The sequence below is a fragment of the Allobosea sp. Root670 genome (assembly GCF_001429415.1).
In the GTDB taxonomy this organism is placed as follows: Bacteria; Pseudomonadota; Alphaproteobacteria; order Rhizobiales; family Beijerinckiaceae; genus Allobosea; species Allobosea robiniae.
In genome coordinates this window covers 80,672-97,714 of the sequence record NZ_LMJU01000004.1, presented here as the reverse complement: position 1 = coordinate 97,714, position 17,043 = coordinate 80,672, and the positions used below count along the sequence as shown (strand labels likewise).

General features: G+C 62.6%; 21 protein-coding genes. 8 read left to right on the top strand and 13 right to left on the bottom strand.

Going from position 1 to position 17,043, the window contains the following annotated elements:
• Positions 1-85: 85 nt before the first annotated feature.
• Positions 86-328 carry a DUF6894 family protein gene (locus ASE61_RS08055; protein WP_061966372.1) on the bottom strand — a complete coding sequence of 81 codons (243 nt, stop codon included), beginning with the start codon at positions 326-328 and terminating at the stop codon, positions 86-88.
• Between the two features lie 27 nt (positions 329-355).
• Positions 356-1,081, bottom strand: a complete 726-nt coding sequence (locus tag ASE61_RS08050; protein ID WP_082617293.1) for a Crp/Fnr family transcriptional regulator — start codon at positions 1,079-1,081, stop codon at positions 356-358.
• A 203-nt stretch (positions 1,082-1,284) separates the two neighbouring features.
• Here ASE61_RS08050 and ASE61_RS08045 point away from each other — a divergent pair, with 203 nt between their 5' ends.
• Positions 1,285-2,205 carry a DUF72 domain-containing protein gene (locus ASE61_RS08045; protein WP_061966370.1) on the top strand — a complete coding sequence of 307 codons (921 nt, stop codon included), beginning with the start codon at positions 1,285-1,287 and terminating at the stop codon, positions 2,203-2,205.
• 6 nt (positions 2,206-2,211) lie between these two features.
• On the opposite strand, the gene ASE61_RS08040 is transcribed toward ASE61_RS08045, so the two are convergent.
• From ASE61_RS08040 to ASE61_RS08020, 5 genes are all read right to left on the bottom strand, one after another.
• Positions 2,212-2,775 (bottom strand): CinA family protein, encoded by a 564-nt coding sequence (locus ASE61_RS08040; RefSeq protein WP_162260081.1) that lies wholly within the window; start codon positions 2,773-2,775, stop codon positions 2,212-2,214.
• Positions 2,753-3,163, bottom strand: a complete 411-nt coding sequence (locus tag ASE61_RS08035; protein ID WP_061966368.1) for a DUF6766 family protein — start codon at positions 3,161-3,163, stop codon at positions 2,753-2,755. The genes ASE61_RS08040 and ASE61_RS08035 overlap by 23 nt, the downstream gene beginning before the upstream one ends.
• A gap of 115 nt (positions 3,164-3,278) precedes the next feature.
• Positions 3,279-3,773 carry a ferritin-like domain-containing protein gene (locus ASE61_RS08030; RefSeq protein ID WP_061966400.1) on the bottom strand — a complete coding sequence of 165 codons (495 nt, stop codon included), beginning with the start codon at positions 3,771-3,773 and terminating at the stop codon, positions 3,279-3,281.
• A 66-nt stretch (positions 3,774-3,839) separates the two neighbouring features.
• Positions 3,840-4,376, bottom strand: coding sequence for a hypothetical protein (locus ASE61_RS08025; RefSeq protein WP_061966367.1), 537 nt, complete (start codon positions 4,374-4,376; stop codon positions 3,840-3,842).
• A gap of 17 nt (positions 4,377-4,393) precedes the next feature.
• Positions 4,394-4,693 (bottom strand): PepSY domain-containing protein, encoded by a 300-nt coding sequence (locus ASE61_RS08020; RefSeq protein WP_061966366.1) that lies wholly within the window; start codon positions 4,691-4,693, stop codon positions 4,394-4,396.
• Between the two features lie 368 nt (positions 4,694-5,061).
• Between ASE61_RS08020 and ASE61_RS08015 the strand changes: the two genes are divergently transcribed.
• Together ASE61_RS08015 and ASE61_RS08010 are read left to right on the top strand one after the other, a co-directional pair.
• Positions 5,062-5,349 carry a hypothetical protein gene (locus tag ASE61_RS08015; RefSeq protein ID WP_156407018.1) on the top strand — a complete coding sequence of 96 codons (288 nt, stop codon included), beginning with the start codon at positions 5,062-5,064 and terminating at the stop codon, positions 5,347-5,349.
• Positions 5,350-5,470: 121 nt separating this feature from the next.
• Positions 5,471-5,884: a DUF1236 domain-containing protein gene (locus tag ASE61_RS08010; protein WP_061966364.1), complete on the top strand. Its 414-nt coding sequence runs from the start codon at positions 5,471-5,473 to the stop codon at positions 5,882-5,884.
• 1,113 nt (positions 5,885-6,997) lie between these two features.
• On the opposite strand, the gene ASE61_RS27550 is transcribed toward ASE61_RS08010, so the two are convergent.
• The 3 genes from ASE61_RS27550 to ASE61_RS07990 form a co-directional block, all read right to left on the bottom strand.
• Positions 6,998-8,014: a PAS domain-containing protein gene (locus tag ASE61_RS27550; RefSeq protein ID WP_082617291.1), complete on the bottom strand. Its 1,017-nt coding sequence runs from the start codon at positions 8,012-8,014 to the stop codon at positions 6,998-7,000.
• A 542-nt stretch (positions 8,015-8,556) separates the two neighbouring features.
• Complete coding sequence (locus ASE61_RS07995; RefSeq protein ID WP_061966361.1) at positions 8,557-8,793, bottom strand: hypothetical protein; 237 nt, start codon at positions 8,791-8,793, stop codon at positions 8,557-8,559.
• Positions 8,794-8,881: 88 nt separating this feature from the next.
• Complete coding sequence (locus ASE61_RS07990; protein ID WP_061966360.1) at positions 8,882-9,106, bottom strand: hypothetical protein; 225 nt, start codon at positions 9,104-9,106, stop codon at positions 8,882-8,884.
• Between the two features lie 152 nt (positions 9,107-9,258).
• Here ASE61_RS07990 and ASE61_RS07985 point away from each other — a divergent pair, with 152 nt between their 5' ends.
• The 3 genes from ASE61_RS07985 (at position 9,259) to ASE61_RS07975 (ending at position 12,288) form a co-directional block, all read left to right on the top strand.
• A complete protein-coding gene (locus ASE61_RS07985; RefSeq protein ID WP_061966359.1) occupies positions 9,259-9,447 on the top strand; it encodes a hypothetical protein in 189 nt (62 codons plus the stop codon).
• Positions 9,448-9,839: 392 nt separating this feature from the next.
• Complete coding sequence (locus ASE61_RS07980; RefSeq protein WP_061966358.1) at positions 9,840-11,633, top strand: thiamine pyrophosphate-requiring protein; 1,794 nt, start codon at positions 9,840-9,842, stop codon at positions 11,631-11,633.
• A 55-nt stretch (positions 11,634-11,688) separates the two neighbouring features.
• Entirely contained in the window at positions 11,689-12,288 is a 600-nt protein-coding gene (locus tag ASE61_RS07975) for a flavodoxin family protein (RefSeq protein WP_061966399.1), read from the top strand.
• Positions 12,289-12,305: 17 nt separating this feature from the next.
• Here ASE61_RS07975 and ASE61_RS07970 read toward each other — a convergent pair whose 3' ends face one another.
• Together ASE61_RS07970 and ASE61_RS07965 are read right to left on the bottom strand one after the other, a co-directional pair.
• A complete protein-coding gene (locus tag ASE61_RS07970) occupies positions 12,306-13,250 on the bottom strand; it encodes a cation diffusion facilitator family transporter (protein WP_061966357.1) in 945 nt (314 codons plus the stop codon).
• A gap of 64 nt (positions 13,251-13,314) precedes the next feature.
• Entirely contained in the window at positions 13,315-13,737 is a 423-nt protein-coding gene (locus ASE61_RS07965; RefSeq protein WP_061966356.1) for a low affinity iron permease family protein, read from the bottom strand.
• Positions 13,738-13,894: 157 nt separating this feature from the next.
• Here ASE61_RS07965 and ASE61_RS07960 point away from each other — a divergent pair, with 157 nt between their 5' ends.
• A complete protein-coding gene (locus ASE61_RS07960; protein WP_200959613.1) occupies positions 13,895-14,821 on the top strand; it encodes a hypothetical protein in 927 nt (308 codons plus the stop codon).
• Complete coding sequence (xth, locus tag ASE61_RS07955; RefSeq protein WP_061966355.1) at positions 14,818-15,603, top strand: exodeoxyribonuclease III; 786 nt, start codon at positions 14,818-14,820, stop codon at positions 15,601-15,603. The genes ASE61_RS07960 and xth overlap by 4 nt, the downstream gene beginning before the upstream one ends.
• A 12-nt stretch (positions 15,604-15,615) precedes the next feature.
• Here the strand turns inward: xth and ASE61_RS07950 are convergent, their stop codons facing one another.
• Positions 15,616-16,896: a DUF763 domain-containing protein gene (locus ASE61_RS07950; RefSeq protein WP_061966354.1), complete on the bottom strand. Its 1,281-nt coding sequence runs from the start codon at positions 16,894-16,896 to the stop codon at positions 15,616-15,618.
• Positions 16,897-17,043: the final 147 nt, after the last annotated feature.

Here is a 17,043-nt window from a genome sequence, read left to right as displayed (position 1 = left end):
CATGGGTTAGATGACGAGAACCGCGCGGCTGCTCATCCCGGCCGCCCTCGCGATGGCTGATCAACGCAGCGCGAAACGAATAGGTTCAGTCGTCCCGGTCGAAGCTTTCGGAAAGATCGAGACGCAACGCATAGACGGTCTTTCCGTCGCGGTTGCGGACCGAGACGCTGATCGGCCGGCTGCCGCCATCATCGGTATAGTCCCGGATCATGTCGCGGACCGCCCGCCGGGCTTCGGCACAGGCGCGGTCATAGGAGGCGAACTCAGTCCCGATGCCATCCCGGACGTCGAGCATCCCGTCAAAGGTATCGATGAAATAGCGTGTCATGGTGCAGCTCCTGCACCTGTCTGCGCCTCAGCGCGGTTCCTGGGTCAGGTTCAGATAAGTCTTGTCGAAGTCGCCCAGAGCGACCAACCGATCGAAGTCAATGATTTCGACCTGTTCGCCATTCCAGTCAACCACGCCGAGCCCGCGCAGCTCCTGGAGCGTCCGGTTCACGTGTACGGCCGACAGCCCGACGACATCCGCCAACTCGGCTTGCGTGAGGCGGAAGGGAAAGCTGTGGCCCGATACCAGGCCGACGATCTCCATCCGGGTCCAGAGCTCGCAAAAAAGATGAGCCATATGCTGCATGGCCGTGCTGCGGCCGAGACAGGCGATCCAGGCGCGCTGGATGGCGCCGTCGATTGTTGTCATCAGCCAGAACAGGCGCCCAAGATGCGGAGAGGCATCGATGATGCGCCGGATTTCGGCATGGGGCACGAAAACGGCGGTAACCTCGGTCAGGGCGACGACAGCGTGGTCCATCCGCTTGAGCACGAAGCTATGCAGATCCACGAAATCGCCGGCGACGTGCAGGGCGCTGATCTGCCGCTTGCCCTCGGCCGTGACCATCTCGCGACCGGAAATGCCCTGGACCATCAGGCAGCTTTCGCCGGGCTGCGTCTTGGCCCGCACGATCTCCTGCCCGCGCCGGAAGCCCTGGACGCGCAGTTGCGCAGATGACAGCAACGCCAGCTCGTCGGGCGACAACCGGTCGCGCCGCTCCAAGGTTCGAATAAACGGTCGCAGCCTGTTCATCGCACTTCCAATTCGGCGAAGTCCGGCGGCGTGAACGACGCTGCCGTGAATCTCCGTATGGACGCAAAAAGCCGGCTGGGGATTTACCTATGTTAGTGGATGGCGCCGTCTTCACAGGTGTCGGAAGGCGCACCGGAGCGGCTGCGAACGAAACCGGCGCGGGCGCGTTGCCGGGGAACGAGCACCTGTGGGAGCGCCGTTTCATGCGAAAGGAAGATCGGCAGGACAAGAAGGTCCGGATCGGGCTGTCCGGCTGGACCTATGCGCCCTGGCGCGGGCATTTCTACCCGAAAGGGCTGGTGCAGAAGCGCGAGCTTTCCTACGCAGCCGATCAGTTCCCGGCGCTGGAGGTCAACGGTACCTTCTATGGCCTGCAGAAGCCCGAGGTTTTCGGGCGCTGGAAAGAGGCTGTGCCCGACGACTTCGTCTTTGCGATCAAGGGCTCGCGCTACATCACCCATGTGCTGCGGCTCCGGGATGTCGAGACGCCGCTGAGCAATTTTCTGGCATCCGGCCTGCTCCGCCTCGGCTCCAAGCTCGGGCCGCTGCTCTGGCAGTTTCCGCCGAGCTTTCGTTTCGATGCCGCGCTCATGGAAAAGTTTCTGAAGCTGCTTCCCAAAGATACGCAGGAAGCCGCTACACGCGCCAAGCGGCACGACGAGCATCTTGATGGCCGGGCCTGGGTCGAAACCGATAAGAAGCGCCCGCTACGGCATGCGGTCGAGATTCGACATGACAGCTTTCGCGATCCCGCTTTCATCGATCTGCTGCGCCGCTATGGAATCGCGCTCGTCTGCGCCGACACAGCCGACTGGCCGTTGCTGATGGATCTGACCGCCGACTTTGTCTATTGCCGGCTACACGGCTCCAAGGAGCTCTATCGGTCTCGTTATGACGAAGCTGACCTGGAGCGCTGGGCTGCGCGCATTCGTGCCTGGCGTTCAGGGCAACCGATGCGGGACGGCGATTTCGCCGCAGATCAGAAGAGCGCCACCGATCAGCCACGCGACATCTACCTGTTCTTCGACAACACCGACAAGCGACATGCACCGCAGGACGCGGCTGTCTTGATGCGCATGCTCGGCATCGCCTGGCCCGAAGCGGCAAAGCCCAAGGCAGCATAACGGGTTTCAGTCGCCGGCTCCGTGCAGAAGCCGGTGCGCCGCCGGGTCACTAAGCTGCGCCAGGGCGAATGTCAGCGCGGCCTGCACGGCAAGATGCGCCAACGCCGCCGGCGCAAGTTGCCCGAATTCACAATGGAGGCTCGAAGCATTCCCGGCCGCGGCGAGGCCGACGAACACCCGCCCGATGGGATTGCCGTCCTCGTCGGGCTCGGCACCGGTAACCCCGGTGATCGCCAGCGCCAGATCGGCACCGCCGCGCTCAAGCGCGCCCCTGGCCATCGCCTCGGCGACATCGGCATGAACGGCCGTGCATGCGGCGAGCAGCTCCGGCGATACGCCGACCAACTGGGTTTTCGTAGACTTGGTGTAGGTGACGAAGCCGCCTGCCAGGACGGCGGCCGCTCCAACCGCTCGCGACAGGCGATGCGCGAGCATCCCGGCTGTGCAGGATTCGGCTGTGACCAGGCGAAGTCCACGGTTTGCCGCCAGCCCGATGAGCCGATCGGCCAGTGTTTCGATCTCCTCGAACCGAGCGGTCACTACCTGTTCAAGATTGATGCTCTCTGACATAGCGATGGTCCGTATGGCGGCCGGCATAGTCGCGGTCGATCTCGTCGATCAGCCGATCGCCGCCATCCCGGTCGACCTTGCGCAGGATCGCATCGAGCTTGGCCTCCATGCGGTCGTCGCCCTCCTTCGATTGTGGCGAGCCGACATGCAGGAGCATCGCGAGCCCGGCGACCTGCCAGATCAACTGCAGAAATTCGGACTGCCAGTTCTCCAGTGTGTCCCGCATCATCTCGATAAAATAGCCGTTGAACTCGGCGTTTTGGCCAAGAGCACCCTGTTCCTGCGCGTAGGCGAACCAGCCGAAAATCCAGTGGCCGACAAGGCTGATCAGGAAAAAGCCGCCCGTGACCCAGACAAAGCCGTAGCGCGACCAGATCGTGCGTCCCATCTCGCATTCCTTGCCTGCGGCAAACCGCCGGCCGCTTGCCGTACCCTCCCTGCCGACAACGTGCCGCATCGCCGGCAGGGTGGCACCCAGCCTTAAGGTCAGATGCCGGCAATGGTTACGCCGCCTGCTTGTTGACGGAGGTCATGCCGAGCTTCGTGAGAAGCTGATCGGTCTTCTCCTCCTCAGTGAGCGTCTGATCGAGGAGCTTGACGGCATCCTTCAGCCCAAGTTGCTGCGCCCAGGCCTTGAGCGTGCCGTAGCGTGCGATCTCGTAATGCTCGACGGCCTGGGCCGCGGCGACCAGGCCGGCATCAAGGGCCGGGCTGCCTTCGAATTCCTCGATGATGCCCTTGCCTTCCTCGATGATTCCGAGAATGGCGTCGCAAGTCTTGCCACGCGGCGCCTTGCCGATGGCCTCGAAGATTTCGGTCAGGCGCTCGACATGGCCCTCGGTCTGCTCGCGATGAGTCTCGAAGGCCTGCTTGAGCTCCGGCGCGTTCGCTGCCTTCGCCATCTTCGGCAGCGCCTTCAGGATCTGCTTTTCAGCGTAATAGATGTCCTTCAGCGTATCGAGGAAGAGATCGTCGAGGGTTTTCGGTTCGCTCGGCATGATGGTCTCCTGATCCATGAATTGCGGACGAAGCCCCGCCTTGCGGCGGGGCCCGAAGCGAGGCTGCTAGACGACCGGCGGCCGATAAGGCGCCGCGGTCTCGTCGAAGCGCGACCAGCCGCCAGCGCGGTATTCGGCGAGCCTCTCGTCGCGATTGATGGGTGTCGCGCCATCGAGAATGGCCTGGACGGCGGGGACATCTTCGTCGGCGGTCCGCACCGAGACGACCGTTCCACCACGCCGCACCGTCTCCGCATAGTAATTGGCATCTTCCTCGCTATGTCCGGCACTGGTGAAGGCACCGATCAGGCCACCGGCTGCCCCGCCGGCAACGGCGCCGGCCGCTGTCGCAGCGAGCCAGCCGGCTGCGACCACGGGGCCGATACCGGGAATGGCGATCATGCCGATGCCGGCGAGCAGGCCGGCTGCGCCGCCGAGAGCCGCACCGATGCCGGCGCCCTCCCCGGCATTGCTGTCGTCGACCGACGCATGGCGGCCGACCACGCTGATATCGGCGGAACTCACGCCTTCGGCTTCCAGCGCTTCCACGACGGAGCGGGCGGTTTCGTAGCTGTCATAGGAACGGGTGAGTGTCTGGGTCATCTCGCTCTTCCTTTCGATTACTGGCGGGTGATGTTGCCGCGATAGTCGACGCTGACATTGACCTGGGCGCCGCCATGCGTGGCCATCCCCCGCCAGACGCCGTTGTCATCCTTCTTCAGGCCGGTGACCTGCGAATAGCCGTTGGCTTCGAGGCGGCTTTTCGCCTGGCCTTCGGTGAAGCTGTTCGCGCCAGGCAGCGGTGCATTCTTGTCCGCTTCCGCACCGGGCGCCGGCTTCGGCGAGGTCGTGGAGGTCTGCGCGAACGCGCCGAACGAGGTCATCGCCGCCAGAAGCGACGTGAGCACGAGCTTTCTCATCATGATGTCCCTGACTGGAGAGCGGCTGGCGCCGCGGGATGCTCAATCGAACATCATCGCGAGCAATTCTGTTCCGGCCTGGCGCAGCAGGTCAGCATGGCCACGCTCCTAATGCATTGATTTGCAACGAGAACCCAGCGCTCATCCGAGCCGGCGCGCTAGATATGTTCACTGATGGTTTTGTACGCTCGCGTACATCATCCAAATCCCAGGAACGGGGGCGGAACACAATGGTTGTGGCCCTCGCCCTATGGAGGGCCATGGCAGGGTCGATCTCCGGCCCATCATATCCTTCGAAACCGGGGAGCGACGGGTTCTCTCCAATCACGCGCGCTAGCTGCGGCGCCACTAACATATGATAACGAAACTTGACTGGCGCGGACCTACAAAAATCCATGCCGTTCAGTTTCGCATCACCTGAGGATCTGGTTCGTCTTGAGCGCGCGCTTGAACGAGCCTGGGCGATCGTCGAGGCAAGACACGGCCACGATCCGCTGAAAGCCCCGGGCGAGAGGGAGCGGCTCGCCTACATCGTCGCAACGCTGTGGCGCCAGGGTGAGCAGGAAGATGTTCCAGCCAAGGCGGCGGAACAGTTCCAGACGACCGCTCCGCTTCTGCCGCCGCTCAGAACACCAAATGACGAGCCGTCTCCATAAGGAGGTCGCCTACGCCAATGTATTCCAATCCAATCGCATGGTGACCGCTGGCCCGCAGGGAACCGCATCATGCTGTCTTCTGTTGTGATGGGAGACTGGGGGTTAATCGGGAGATTGACCTATGAAGAAGACCGTACTTGCTGCTGCTGTCGTGCTAACCTCGACGATGGCATTCGCCCAGAATCCTGAAGGCGCACGTGGGGGCGCTGCGGCGGGCGCCGCGACTGGCGCGGTTGGCGGAGCGATTGTGGGTGGTCCGGTCGGAGCCGTAGTGGGCGGCGTTGGAGGCGCCGTCGTCGGGGGCATCGCCGGCGACGCCACACCTCGTTTCAAGACCTATGTCCAAGCCCACGAAGTGCCGTCGTACACGTATCGCGAGGACGTGCGCGTCGGTGCGGTGCTCCCTGAGAGCGGGGTGACGTATCGCGAAGTCCCGACCGAGTTCGGTTCGCACGGCTATCGCTATACCGTGGTGAACGATCGGACTGTCATCGTCGAGCCGAAGACGCGCAAGATCATTCAGGTCATCGAATAAAGACGCCGGATTCACGGCTCAAGCTCATCGTGTGAACCCCGTCGGAGATCCCGGCGGGGTTCTTCTGTGCTGGATGCGATGGAAGTCAGCGGGCAGGACGTGGAGGACGAAGCGGCGGAGGGGGCTAGTGCGCCGTCAGCGTCATGATCTTGTGCCAGATCTTTCCGGGTGAGCGAGCCTGATAATCCTTCCAGCGATCGTGATCCCCGACCGCCCATATCGACGAGGCGGCTGTTGGCGATGGCGACGCGGTGGGGATAGCGGGTGAGGGTGAGATAAACCCGAAAGGCCTCGGCGCCATCGAAAGGGGCGGTGGCGTAGAGGACCTAGTTTGCCCGCCAAGACGGCACCAGCATGGCTGGGAAGGCGTCGGCTTCGGCGAGTAGAGCGAGGTCGCTATGGGAGGCAAGCCGCTCAGACACATGCAAAGCGGCAAGACCTGTGAGGGGAAGGCTGCTTAACAGGCGCGAGAGCGCGCACGGGCAAGACGAAGCCGGGTCGGAGGAAATTCAGCGCGCGCCGTCCGGTTACAGGCCGCTACCGGCACGATCGTCTGGAGATGGTGAGTTATCGCCGATCACCGTGCGCACAATATGTCGGTGAAGCCGATGTCCTTGCCGTCGTCAGAGGACGCCAGATGCACTATTAATACGGATCGCCATATAGCATTGAACCATACGAACTCGATCCCTGTTCGACGACGGGGAAACCGTTCGTTCAACGGGTGGATAACGACCGACATAAAAACAGGCTCCAGCTCGTATTGCGCATGAAGGAACACTCTGGCCAAGAAGGACGTTACTTAGTCTAAACCGGAGGGTGCGATGCGAACTCGACTGATTATCCTGGCCACATCTATCGCCCTGATTGGCGGGGCGGCAGGTCAGTCGATCCATCCACCGACAAGAGAGGGCTTCGGCGCCAAGCCGGATTCCGCTGAATCACAACGGGAGCGCATCCCGGAGCCTCCCGGCGCAAATCGGCCTGAAGCTCAGGGCGGGGCCAATTCCCAGCAGAACCGCGAATACGGGAAAGAAACCCAGCCGCGGAAGAAGGGGCTCGAAGAAGGGCTACCTCGCGGCGCTGCTCCATAGTCCCGGCCAGGTTCCCCGGCTAGAACTGGATCTTGTTCGCGTCCATCTCGATCACGACAACCAAGCCTGGCGGTAGCCAGGCGAAATGGGTTTGCGCGCCCAGCTGAGACCTCAGTGCTCGATCGACAAGTTCGCTGCCAAAACCTCGCTTCAGCGGCTCGCCGACCACCAGCGGCCCACCAGTTTCCGCCCCGCGCAGAATGACGGTCTCGCCCGATATGCGTGCATCGATTTCGACCGACCCTGCTGGACTCGACAGGGCACCGTGCTTGACTGCATTCGTCGCCAGCTCGTGAAGAACCAGAGCGATTGCCGTTGAGGCGGAACGGCCGACCTCGATGTGATCTCCAGCGACCGTCATGCGTGGGTTTAAACCGGAGTTATATGGCGCCACCAGCCTGCCGATGAGGTCCAGCAGATTGTCCGCTGGCCTTTTGCCGCTCTGATCCAGAACGATGCCGTGGGCTCGGTTCAAGGCTCGAATTCGTCCAACGATCTCCTCCGCAAATTTTGCGGATGCGGGCTCCGCGCGCGCCGCCATCGAGATCAGGCTGCCGATCACCGCGAAAATGTTTCCGATACGGTGCTGCAATTCGCGGGCGATCAGCTCTCGCTGTTCTTCGGCAGTACGCCGTGCTGTTATGTCGATATGCGCACCGATGAGCTTGATAGGCTTGCCCAGTTCGTCGCGCTGGATTTCAGCCTTGGCAAGGATCCAACGAATTTCGCCGTCGGAAGGTCGGATGATCCGGTATTCCGCCTCGTACTCCGTGTCGGCGCCAAAGACGCTTCGATGAAACTGACTGACGACGCGATCCCGGTCTTCCGGATGGATGCGCGCAACCCAAGCCTCATGAGTTTCGTTTGCGGCTTCCGGCGGTAGCCCATGAACAGCAAGATACTCAGGCGATCGGCTGTTCCGAAATGCCCCTTCCCGCAGGTCGACTTCAAGGCCGCCGATCTGTCCAATGCGCTGGACGCGAGCGAGTTCTTCCTCGCGCGAGCGTAGCTGCTTTAGTGCCTCGTTGAGCGGCAAGTTTCGGCCCCCAGCCTGACCGCGGAACTATCAGAACAACGATACGTGCATAGGGGCATCTGGTTCCTCGCCGTCGTCATCTTTTTCACGCCCGGTGCAGCGATGTTGAGCGATCCGGCGAGAAGTGGCCATTGTCGCTCCATTGTCGGCTCCGACGATGCCGTTATCCAGATTTCACCAGCGAGCGAGAGGGCTGCCAAACGCCCTAATGCGAGCTTCAAAAAGCCCCCTTTGTGTCGATCGTGAATTGGAAAAGGGAGATGCCGGTTCAGCCGTGGCCTCTATCGCCGGGTCGTCTCCAAGGTACCCATACGTGTTCAAGGCCTCGACCGGGAGCTGCCGGTACATCCGCGGCTCGCTCTCCGGTCGAAGGCGAAAGAAGCGAGCCGGCAGGCTGGGGGAATGATGCGCCGGCTCGCTTCTGGTGGTCATCTTGGCAGAGGGTCCACCGCTATCGTCGATGGGTGCAACGACGTAGCAGCCCTTAAACAGGCTCGTGCATCTTGAGTTCCGGCAGATCAAAAATAGTTCGCCGCCGCGCGTCACCGCTGCCAGTAGCGTTCCCATACTCGCTCAGCCAACTCCTCCTCATCGTAGGAAGCATGAGCAAGCGATGCGATGATGAACACAAGGCGGGCCTGCTCGCGTTCGCGTTCCTCCTCGATGACCAGCCGCTTGATACGACTCCAGGCGATTTCGAGTGCGCCCTGAGCGCGGGCGATATCGGCGGGGTCGCTGAAGGACGAGAAAGGCATATCGAACTCGGTTAGGCACAGCATGCAACCTAGCCGAGTATCAGGGGCGCTCAATATCAAATGTTAAAGCCTGGCGTCGCGGAATTGCAGGTCGCATGGAAGTTCGAGCAGCTCACAACAGGAGCTTTGGCAAGAAGTATCCGAGGAATGCGAATGCCAAGATTGCTGCAGCCAGGATGAGAACGGCTGCAAGACGATTGAGCTTAGAGCGGGATGCATCCGCCTGCACGAGCAGTTTCAGCAACCCGCGCACGGGACCGATCCGGCGACGAGCCGAAGAGGCGCCTTCGGCGTCATCGGCGGTCGCGGTTCGCTTCATCTCGTCGACGGCAGCCATGCGGACCTCGTAGCGGTTCTCGGGCCGCCGCGGAGACCGATCCCTCCATTCAATGGAGTCGCGAACGGTTCGTAGGCGGATTCGTTCCTGCGACCGTTGTCGTCATTCATGCGATCGCCGGAACGAACCCCGGGCTGTCCGGTTCAAAAGCCATGTCCCGCCTGACAATCCGAAACGAACAGGACCTCCAAGCGGCTCTCCGGCGCGCGCAGGACCTCATCAGCTGTATGGGCAGCGACAAGGAGCACGAGCTTGCCCAGCTGGAGGAAGCTCTTGACCTCTATGCCTGCTTGCTATGGGCGCAGGCTCATATCGCAAATGACAATACGCCGCGCGATTGATGCCCGCTAAGCGACGGCTTGAATTCTGCCTATGTCTTTTCAAGAGCAGCTTCGGCGCGGGCCAGATCGATGTGGTCGATTGCAAAGGGCATGACTTCCCTCGCCGCAGCGGCGCCCTCGATCCTCAGTAGTTTATGCCGCCAGCAGGCATCGCCTTTCTGATTTCCGATCCCCCGCGATCCGGCGGTCGGCAAAAATGGCTGATGCGCAGACTTTCGGCCGATACCGACATCTCCGGTCGCTCGCCGCCGCCCGACGGAACAGACATCCAAAAGGAACTTCGGGCGACGCTACCGGTTCTGCTTGGAATCGTGCCGCTGGGGGATCCATACGGCGCTACCTCCCGACGAGATCGATGTCTCGCGTGCGCTGTCCAATACTCTGGAGCGCCGATGTCTGACACCGTCTCCGATTTCGTTTGGACCCGTCTCCACCAATGGGGTGTCAGGCGCGTCTACGGTTATCCCGGCGATGGCATCGGTGGATTGATCGCCGCCCTGCAGAGGCGCGAAAAGGATATCGAGTTCATCCAGGCTCGGCATGAGGAAATGGCGAGCCTGATGGCGTCGGGCGAGACGCGCTTCACGGGAAAGGTCGCGGTCTGCATCGCGACCTCGGGCCCCGGCGCGGTACACCTTCTCAACGGTCTTTATGATGCGCGGCTCGATCACCGGCCGGTTGTCGCCCTGGTCGGACAACAGGCTCGCTCGGCGATCGGCTCGCATTATCAGCAGGACCTCGATTTGCAATCGCTCTTCAAGGATGTTGCTGGCGCCTATGTCGAGACGGCATCCGTGCCGGCGCAGATACCGCATCTGATCGATCGCGCGTTCCGGATCGCGCAGGCAGAGCGGCGCGTAACCTGCGTCATTCTGCCAAACGACCTGCAGCTCGAAACCATGGAAGAGCCGGCTCGGGAGCACGGCATGACGCATTCAGGTGTCGGCATCGACATCTCGCCGGTGGTTCCTGCCGAGCCGGCGCTGCAGCGTGCGGCCGATGTGCTCAATGCAGGCGAAAAGGTCGCAATCCTGGTCGGTGCTGGGGCACTGGGCGCGACCGATGCCGTGATCGCCACTGCCGAGAAGCTGAAAGCGGGAGTTGCTAAGGCGCTGCTGGGGAAAGCTGCAGTGCCGGACGATGTCTCGTTCTGCACGGGGTCGATCGGGCTGCTCGGCACAAAGGCCAGTTGGGACTTGATGCAGGACTGCGACACGCTGCTGATGGTCGGTTCGGGCTTTCCATACACCGAGTTCCTGCCGAAGCCGGGACAAGCCCGCGGTGTCCAGATCGACATCGACGCAGGCATGCTGGGCCTCCGGTATCCGATGGAGGTCAATCTCATCGGCGACGCGGCGGCAACGCTGGAGACTCTCCTCCCTCTGCTGAAGCCCAAGGCGGACGGCGAATGGCGAACGACGATCGAGGCGAATGTCAGCGAAGCCTGGCAGGAAGCCAGGGACAGCGCGCTCGTCGAAGCCTCGCCGATCAATCCGCAGCGTGTTGCATCGGAATTATCGGATCGCCTGCCGGACCACTGCATCGTCACCGCCGACAGTGGGACGACGACCGTCTGGTATGCTCGGCATCTCAGTTTCCGGCGCGGGATGATGGGGTCGGTTTCCGGCACTCTCGCCACGATGGGCTGCGCCGTTCCCTATGCCATCGCCGCGAAGTTCGCGCACCCTGACCGGCCTGCCATCGCGCTGGCGGGCGATGGCGCCATGCAGATGAACGGCATGTCCGAGCTGGTGACCATCGCCAAATATTGGAAGCGGTGGTCCGATCCGCGATTGATTGTCATGGTGCTGAACAACCGCGAATTGGCCTATGTGACCTGGGAAGAGCGCATTCAGGCCGGCGATCCGAAATGGCCGACAAGCCAGGATCTCCCGGACATCCCCTACGCCGATATCGCGAAGCTCATGGGACTGGGCGGTCGCCGCGTTGACGATCCCGAGCAGGTCGGTCCGGCCTGGGACGAGGCGCTCTCGGCCGATCGACCCTTCGTTCTGGACATCGTGACCGACCCGAACGTCCCGCCGCTGCCGCCCCATATCACCTTCGCTCAGGCACGAGGCTTCGCCGGCGCACTGGCTAGCGGGGACCCCGAGGCCGGCAATGTGGTGACGAGCACCGCTCGCTCCCTCCTTGCAACGCTCCTGCCATCACGGAAAGGCCGCTGAAACATGGCTGCGAGCCGTTGTAATCACCAGCCTCAAACAAAGATTGGATCTGCAGATGTCGCTCACGGTCCTGGCTCTCAATTGCACCCTGAAGCCCGATGGCGCGTCCTCGACCCATCGCATCCTGGAACTGGCTTTGGGGGAGTTTTCGGACGACTGCGAGCGCGAGATCGTTCGTGTCGCTGCACTCGACATCAAGCCAGGCGTCTCTTCGGATGAAGGCGATGGCGACGACTGGCCCGCGCTCAGACGCAAGATCGACGCTTGCGACATCCTGCTGATCGGCACCCCTATCTGGCTGGGGCAGCCGTCGAGCGTGGCCAAACGCGTACTGGAACGCATGGATGCCTTTCTCGACGAGGCGGATGATCAGAACCGAACGCCTGCCTATGGCAAGGTCGCAGCCATCGCCGTCGTCGGTAACGAGGACGGAGCCCATCACGTCTCCGCCGAAATCGGCCAGGCATTGTTCGATGTCGGGTTCACGATCGCCGCGGGAGGCCCGACCTACTGGGTCGGCGAAGCGATGGGCAGCGTGAATTTCATCGACCTCGATCAGGTTCCCGAAACGACAGCGAAGACCAACCGCATGCTCGCCCGCAATGCGGCCCATCTTGCCGGGTTGCTCAAGCGGCATGCCTATCCCGGCTATTGAGCGCGACCTCGCGACCTTCACTCCACGAGCCGGGCTCGCCGCTCGCGCCATGTCGCGGAGGTCTGCGGCTTCACGAAGACCGAGACGATGTCCGAGCGGCGTTTTCGGAGCTTTGTTTCGATGCGCTCGACGCAATCCTCGATATCGGCGGTGGAGCGATCGTCCTTGAATTCAAGGCTCAGCGCCACGACGATCTGGTCCGGGCCGAGATGAACCGTGATCATGCCGTTGACCCGCTCGACATCGGGATCACCATCGACCGCCGCTCTGATCTCCTCCTGCACCTGCGGCAGCGCAGCTTCTCCGATGAGCAGGGCCTTGCTCTCCCGCGCGAGGAGTATCGCCGTGGCGGCGAGGATGATGCCGATCAGGATCGAGGCGACGCCGTCGAGCTCAGGGCGCTCGAAATAGGCTGCTGCGGTGATGCCGATGAAGGCGATGAGCAGGCCCAATAGAGCTGCCGTATCCTCGAACAGCACCGTGAAGACGCTGGGATCCTTGCTTTGCCGCACGGCCGCGAAATAGCTCAGGGTACCCTTGGCGGCCTTGAACTCTTTCAACGCGACCCGCCAGGAATAGCCCTCGAACAGAGCCGAGAGGCCGAGCACCACATAGTTCGCGGTTAGGCTCGTCGCAGGATGTGGCGAGATGACATGGGCGATGCCTTCATAGAGCGAGACGCCTGCGCCGACAGCGAATACCAGCAGCGCAACGATGAAGCTCCAGAAATAGAGTTCGCGGCCGTGCCCGAACGGATGCGTGAGATCGGGCGGTCGGGCCGCCCGGTGCAGCCCGTAAAGCAGAAGTGCGCCATTGCCGGTGTCGACGAGGGAATGGATTCCTTCCGACAGCATGGCCGAGCTACCCGTCCAGGCTGCAGCGATGAACTTCGTCGCTGCGATCAGGAGATTTCCAACCAGCGCCGCATAGATGACCGTTCGTGATCCCGCATGCGCCGCCATTGGTTCTCTCCGCCTGGGCGCAACGAGCAATGCCCACGCGAGTTCCGGTACGGCTATGGCGTGCTTAGTCGGTGGACTTTCCGTTGGTGCTGTCGCGAGCGGATGAGGCCCTCTTACAGAAATCCTCGCGGATGAGGGCGAGGTCCTTCTCGTCGAGCTCCTCGAGGTCGAGCAATTCTTCGCGGGCACCTTCCAATCGCAGAATAAGCTCGTCGAGCTTGATCTGCATCGCAGCCGTGTCGCGGTTCTGGCTGTTCTGGATGATGAAGACCATCAGGAAGGTGATGATCGTCGTGGAGGTGTTGATGACGAGCTGCCAGGTGTCGTTGAAGCCGAAGATCGGTCCTGATGCAGCCCAGACCACGATCAGAGTCACGGCACCGAAGAAGGTGATCGGCTTGCCGGTCCAGGATGCGACCGACTGGGCCATGCGCGTGAACAAGGAAGCCTTGTTGCCCTTGTGAATGATATGATCGTAGCTCGACATGACGCACCTCGGTCCCGCATTGCCTTCGCCCCGGCAAAGCCCTGAACCTCCCGGCCATTCGCGAGTTCCACGAGAGATAAGATCGAGGAGCCTTGCAGCGATCGAACTGGTTCGGCGCGCTGGCTGCTGGCAGCGATCTCATGATCTGGATTAACGGATGGGCGGCGAACTCAGTGACGTTCGGATCATGGAGGGGGACGATGGTCGGGGTGCAATCGTATCGTTTCCCTTTGATGCCGCATTCGTCGAGCGCTTCCGCATGGCATTTCCGCGCGCTCGCTGGAGCGACCGGCATCAGGCCTGGCGACTGCCGGGCACGACGGCCGCTCGACGCGTCACGCGTTGGCTTGACCGTGAACTCCCGGCAACGTTCACCAATGCCGATGAGCGCGGGCGGGATTCCTTCTCTTTCGAGCCCATCGTCAGCCCCTATCTCAGTACCGATAGCGAAATCATCGTTAGGACGCCCTATTCGCGCACCGTGGTCGCGGGATTGCGGGCCGTGCCCTGGGCTTGGTGGCATGGTGAGGACAAGGCCTGGCACATCCCCTTCCGATCCGTCGACGCGCTGCGTGAGCGATGGGCTGTTATCGAAGCGGCAGCTCAGCGCAACGAGCCAGAGGCGCGGAAGATGCGAAGCGCCGCTGCGAAATCCGCTCCCGAATATGAAGGCGCCAAAGCCAGGACGAACGAGCGGCGGCGGCAGCGTTATCCCGTTCCCGCAACCGCTTTGCCTCCGTTGGACAGGGTCCTGATGTCCCATGAGGGACCGCTCGTGGTTATGGACGTCACCGGTGAGATCGTGCCAGCCGAGATCGCCCGACAGCACTATCCTTGGAGCGAGCTCCGGCGCGACGACCTGATCTGGGCACTATGGCGCCGCCCCACGCATGATGAGCTGATCAAGGCTTGGCCAGCTCGTCACCAGCCCGCCGCCGATGATTTCGCACAAGGTTGGTGGCAGCCGACTCTTTCCGAACTGCGCGATGCCAGAAGGGCCGCCCGCTCTCTCGAACGCGCTCTGGAGACGCGCAAGCAAGGGCGTTCTACCCCGGGCAAGGGAGCTAGAGATCGGAGCCCATGAGAATAGCGACCTTCAACATCAATGGCATCAATGGTCGCCTTCCCGTCCTCCTCCGGTGGTTGAGCGAGACCCAGCCGGACATCGTCTGCCTGCAGGAGCTGAAGGCTACGCAGGACAGGTTTCCGGAATCAGCGATCCGAGACGCCGGCTACGGCTGCATCTGGGCGGGCCAGAAGAGTTGGAACGGCGTCGCCATCCTGGCACGCGGCAGCGATCCCATCGAGACCCGCCGCAGCCTGCCCGGCCATGCGGGCGACCAACAGAGCCGTTATATCGAAGCCGCCGTGCAAGGCGTGCTGATCGGTTGTCTCTACCTTCCGAACGGAAATCCGGCGCCAGGCCCGAAACTCGCGTACAAGCTGGACTGGCTCGCACGCCTCGCAGACCACGCCGCAGAGCTACTGGCGCATCGCGTTCCGGTCGCGCTCATTGGTGACTTCAATGTCATTCCGACCGAGCGAGACGTCTACAAGCCCGAGCGCTGGCTGGGCGATGCTCTATTTCGTCCCGAGGTCCGGCGCGCCTTCGAGGCGCTTCTCGCGCAAGGCTGGACGGACGCGTTGCGCAAGCTTCACCCCGAAGACCGCATCTACACATTCTGGGATTATTTCAGAAACGCATGGGGACGCGATGCCGGCCTGCGCCTCGACCATCTGCTTCTGAGCCCGGATCTGGCCGCGCGTCTGGAAGCGGCGGGTGTCGATCGCCACGTGCGTGGCTGGGACAAGGCCAGCGACCATGCCCCCGCCTGGATTCGACTCGCGGCCATAGCGCTGCAGTAGACGAGGGGTATCCTACCGACGTCGGAATTTCGCCTCGTTGTCTTTTTCGCAGCCTCCATCCGGCCTCTCCCATCCGAAGACGCTTCGGCCGCCGTACTCCGGCGAGCGTCGGCGCTCCTCGGCGACATACTCGACGAGCGTCGGACCTGTCGCACTCTGTTCCAGCCGGCGACTCTCGCCGTCCAGCCGCGCGATCGCGGCAAGGCGATCCTCCTGACCGAGCTTCGCCCGGTCGACGGCCGAACGAAGGACACCGATCGTCTGATCATAGACCTTGGTCGGTACGGCGAAGGGCTGGCGATCCTTGCCGCCATGCGCGAGCGAAAAGCGCGCGGGATCACTGAAACGGCATGGCGCACCATGCAGCACTTCCGCGACCATCGCGAGAGAGCGTACGGTACGAGCACCAATGCCGGGCACGAGCAGAAGCTCGGAAAAATCGCTCGGGCCCCGGTCGGCCGCGGCGGCGAGCGCACCATGAAGGCGGCGCGCCATGACGTCTTTGGGCCTCACATCATGATGCGAAGGCATCACGAGATGCGGCAGGGTTAGTTGCGGAGCCACTTGATCGGCGCAAGCGCGCTTCGGTTGGAGCGCAGCTAGCTCTCTGACGATCGCATCAGGCCCTTCGTCGCGAAGCATCGCGACCTGCGCCATACGGGCACGGTCCGCGCGTGCATCCGTCAGGTTGACGATATTACCGGTGCTACGGCCCTCGATCGCCGCATGAGGCGCCTCGACGAAGCTGCCGAGCCCTTCGGAATGCCAGTGATAGCGCCGCGCCATCCCGCCATCGCCATTCATGCCCTGCTGCACGACCGTCCAGTGCCCGTCATCCGTCACGAAGAAGCCGTGCAGGTAGAGGTCGAAGTCGTCCTGCACCGCGGCGCTGTCGACCTTCGCAACGAGCCGGCTCGCCTGAGCCAGCGCCGCTCCGTCGAACCCGACCTTCCCACCGATCTGCTCCAGCTCCGCCGGGGTGCGGCGGGACTGGTTGCCGCGTCCGCCGCAGACATGAAGCCCGAGCTCGCCGGCGAGCGGCGTCAGGCCGCGCTTCAAAGCCCCGATCACGCTGGTCGTGATGCCCGAGGAGTGCCAGTCCATTCCCATGATCGCGCCGAAGGACTGGAACCAGAAGGGATGCGCGAGCCGCCGGAGTAACTCGTCGCGACCGTAGTGCTGGATGATCGCCTCGCAGATCACGCTGCCCAGCCTGGCCATGCGCTCGCCCAGCCAGGGCGGAACGCGGCCGTAATGCAGGGGAAGATCAGCGCTGCCTGATCGGCGTGTCATGAAGTTCCGGAACAAATAAAGAACGATCAGTCGGTATAGGCTCTCGCAGGCTCTCGCGCCAGCCTGAATTCAGCCCGACGGCTTCGATGGGGCAAGCAACCGGTGCCCTTGAACAATCTGCAGGTGGTGGAACAGCGAGGCCGCTCG

Coding starts and splice junctions, on each gene's coding strand:
- ASE61_RS08045 (WP_061966370.1), top strand. CDS start 1,285: ATGCGAAAGGAAGATCGGCAGGACAAGAAGGTCCGGATCGGGCTGTCC.
- ASE61_RS07960 (WP_200959613.1), top strand. CDS start 13,895: ATGGGCGGCGAACTCAGTGACGTTCGGATCATGGAGGGGGACGATGGT.
- ASE61_RS08050 (WP_082617293.1), bottom strand. CDS start 1,081: ATGAACAGGCTGCGACCGTTTATTCGAACCTTGGAGCGGCGCGACCGG.
- ASE61_RS08010 (WP_061966364.1), top strand. CDS start 5,471: ATGAAGAAGACCGTACTTGCTGCTGCTGTCGTGCTAACCTCGACGATG.
- ASE61_RS08035 (WP_061966368.1), bottom strand. CDS start 3,163: ATGGGACGCACGATCTGGTCGCGCTACGGCTTTGTCTGGGTCACGGGC.
- ASE61_RS07980 (WP_061966358.1), top strand. CDS start 9,840: ATGTCTGACACCGTCTCCGATTTCGTTTGGACCCGTCTCCACCAATGG.
- ASE61_RS08040 (WP_162260081.1), bottom strand. CDS start 2,775: ATGTCAGAGAGCATCAATCTTGAACAGGTAGTGACCGCTCGGTTCGAG.
- ASE61_RS07985 (WP_061966359.1), top strand. CDS start 9,259: ATGTCCCGCCTGACAATCCGAAACGAACAGGACCTCCAAGCGGCTCTC.
- ASE61_RS08030 (WP_061966400.1), bottom strand. CDS start 3,773: ATGCCGAGCGAACCGAAAACCCTCGACGATCTCTTCCTCGATACGCTG.
- ASE61_RS07990 (WP_061966360.1), bottom strand. CDS start 9,106: ATGGCTGCCGTCGACGAGATGAAGCGAACCGCGACCGCCGATGACGCC.
- xth (WP_061966355.1), top strand. CDS start 14,818: ATGAGAATAGCGACCTTCAACATCAATGGCATCAATGGTCGCCTTCCC.
- ASE61_RS08020 (WP_061966366.1), bottom strand. CDS start 4,693: ATGAGAAAGCTCGTGCTCACGTCGCTTCTGGCGGCGATGACCTCGTTC.
- ASE61_RS07970 (WP_061966357.1), bottom strand. CDS start 13,250: ATGGCGGCGCATGCGGGATCACGAACGGTCATCTATGCGGCGCTGGTT.
- ASE61_RS07950 (WP_061966354.1), bottom strand. CDS start 16,896: ATGACACGCCGATCAGGCAGCGCTGATCTTCCCCTGCATTACGGCCGC.
- ASE61_RS07975 (WP_061966399.1), top strand. CDS start 11,689: ATGTCGCTCACGGTCCTGGCTCTCAATTGCACCCTGAAGCCCGATGGC.
- ASE61_RS08055 (WP_061966372.1), bottom strand. CDS start 328: ATGACACGCTATTTCATCGATACCTTTGACGGGATGCTCGACGTCCGG.
- ASE61_RS08025 (WP_061966367.1), bottom strand. CDS start 4,376: ATGACCCAGACACTCACCCGTTCCTATGACAGCTACGAAACCGCCCGC.
- ASE61_RS07965 (WP_061966356.1), bottom strand. CDS start 13,737: ATGTCGAGCTACGATCATATCATTCACAAGGGCAACAAGGCTTCCTTG.
- ASE61_RS07995 (WP_061966361.1), bottom strand. CDS start 8,793: ATGCTGTGCCTAACCGAGTTCGATATGCCTTTCTCGTCCTTCAGCGAC.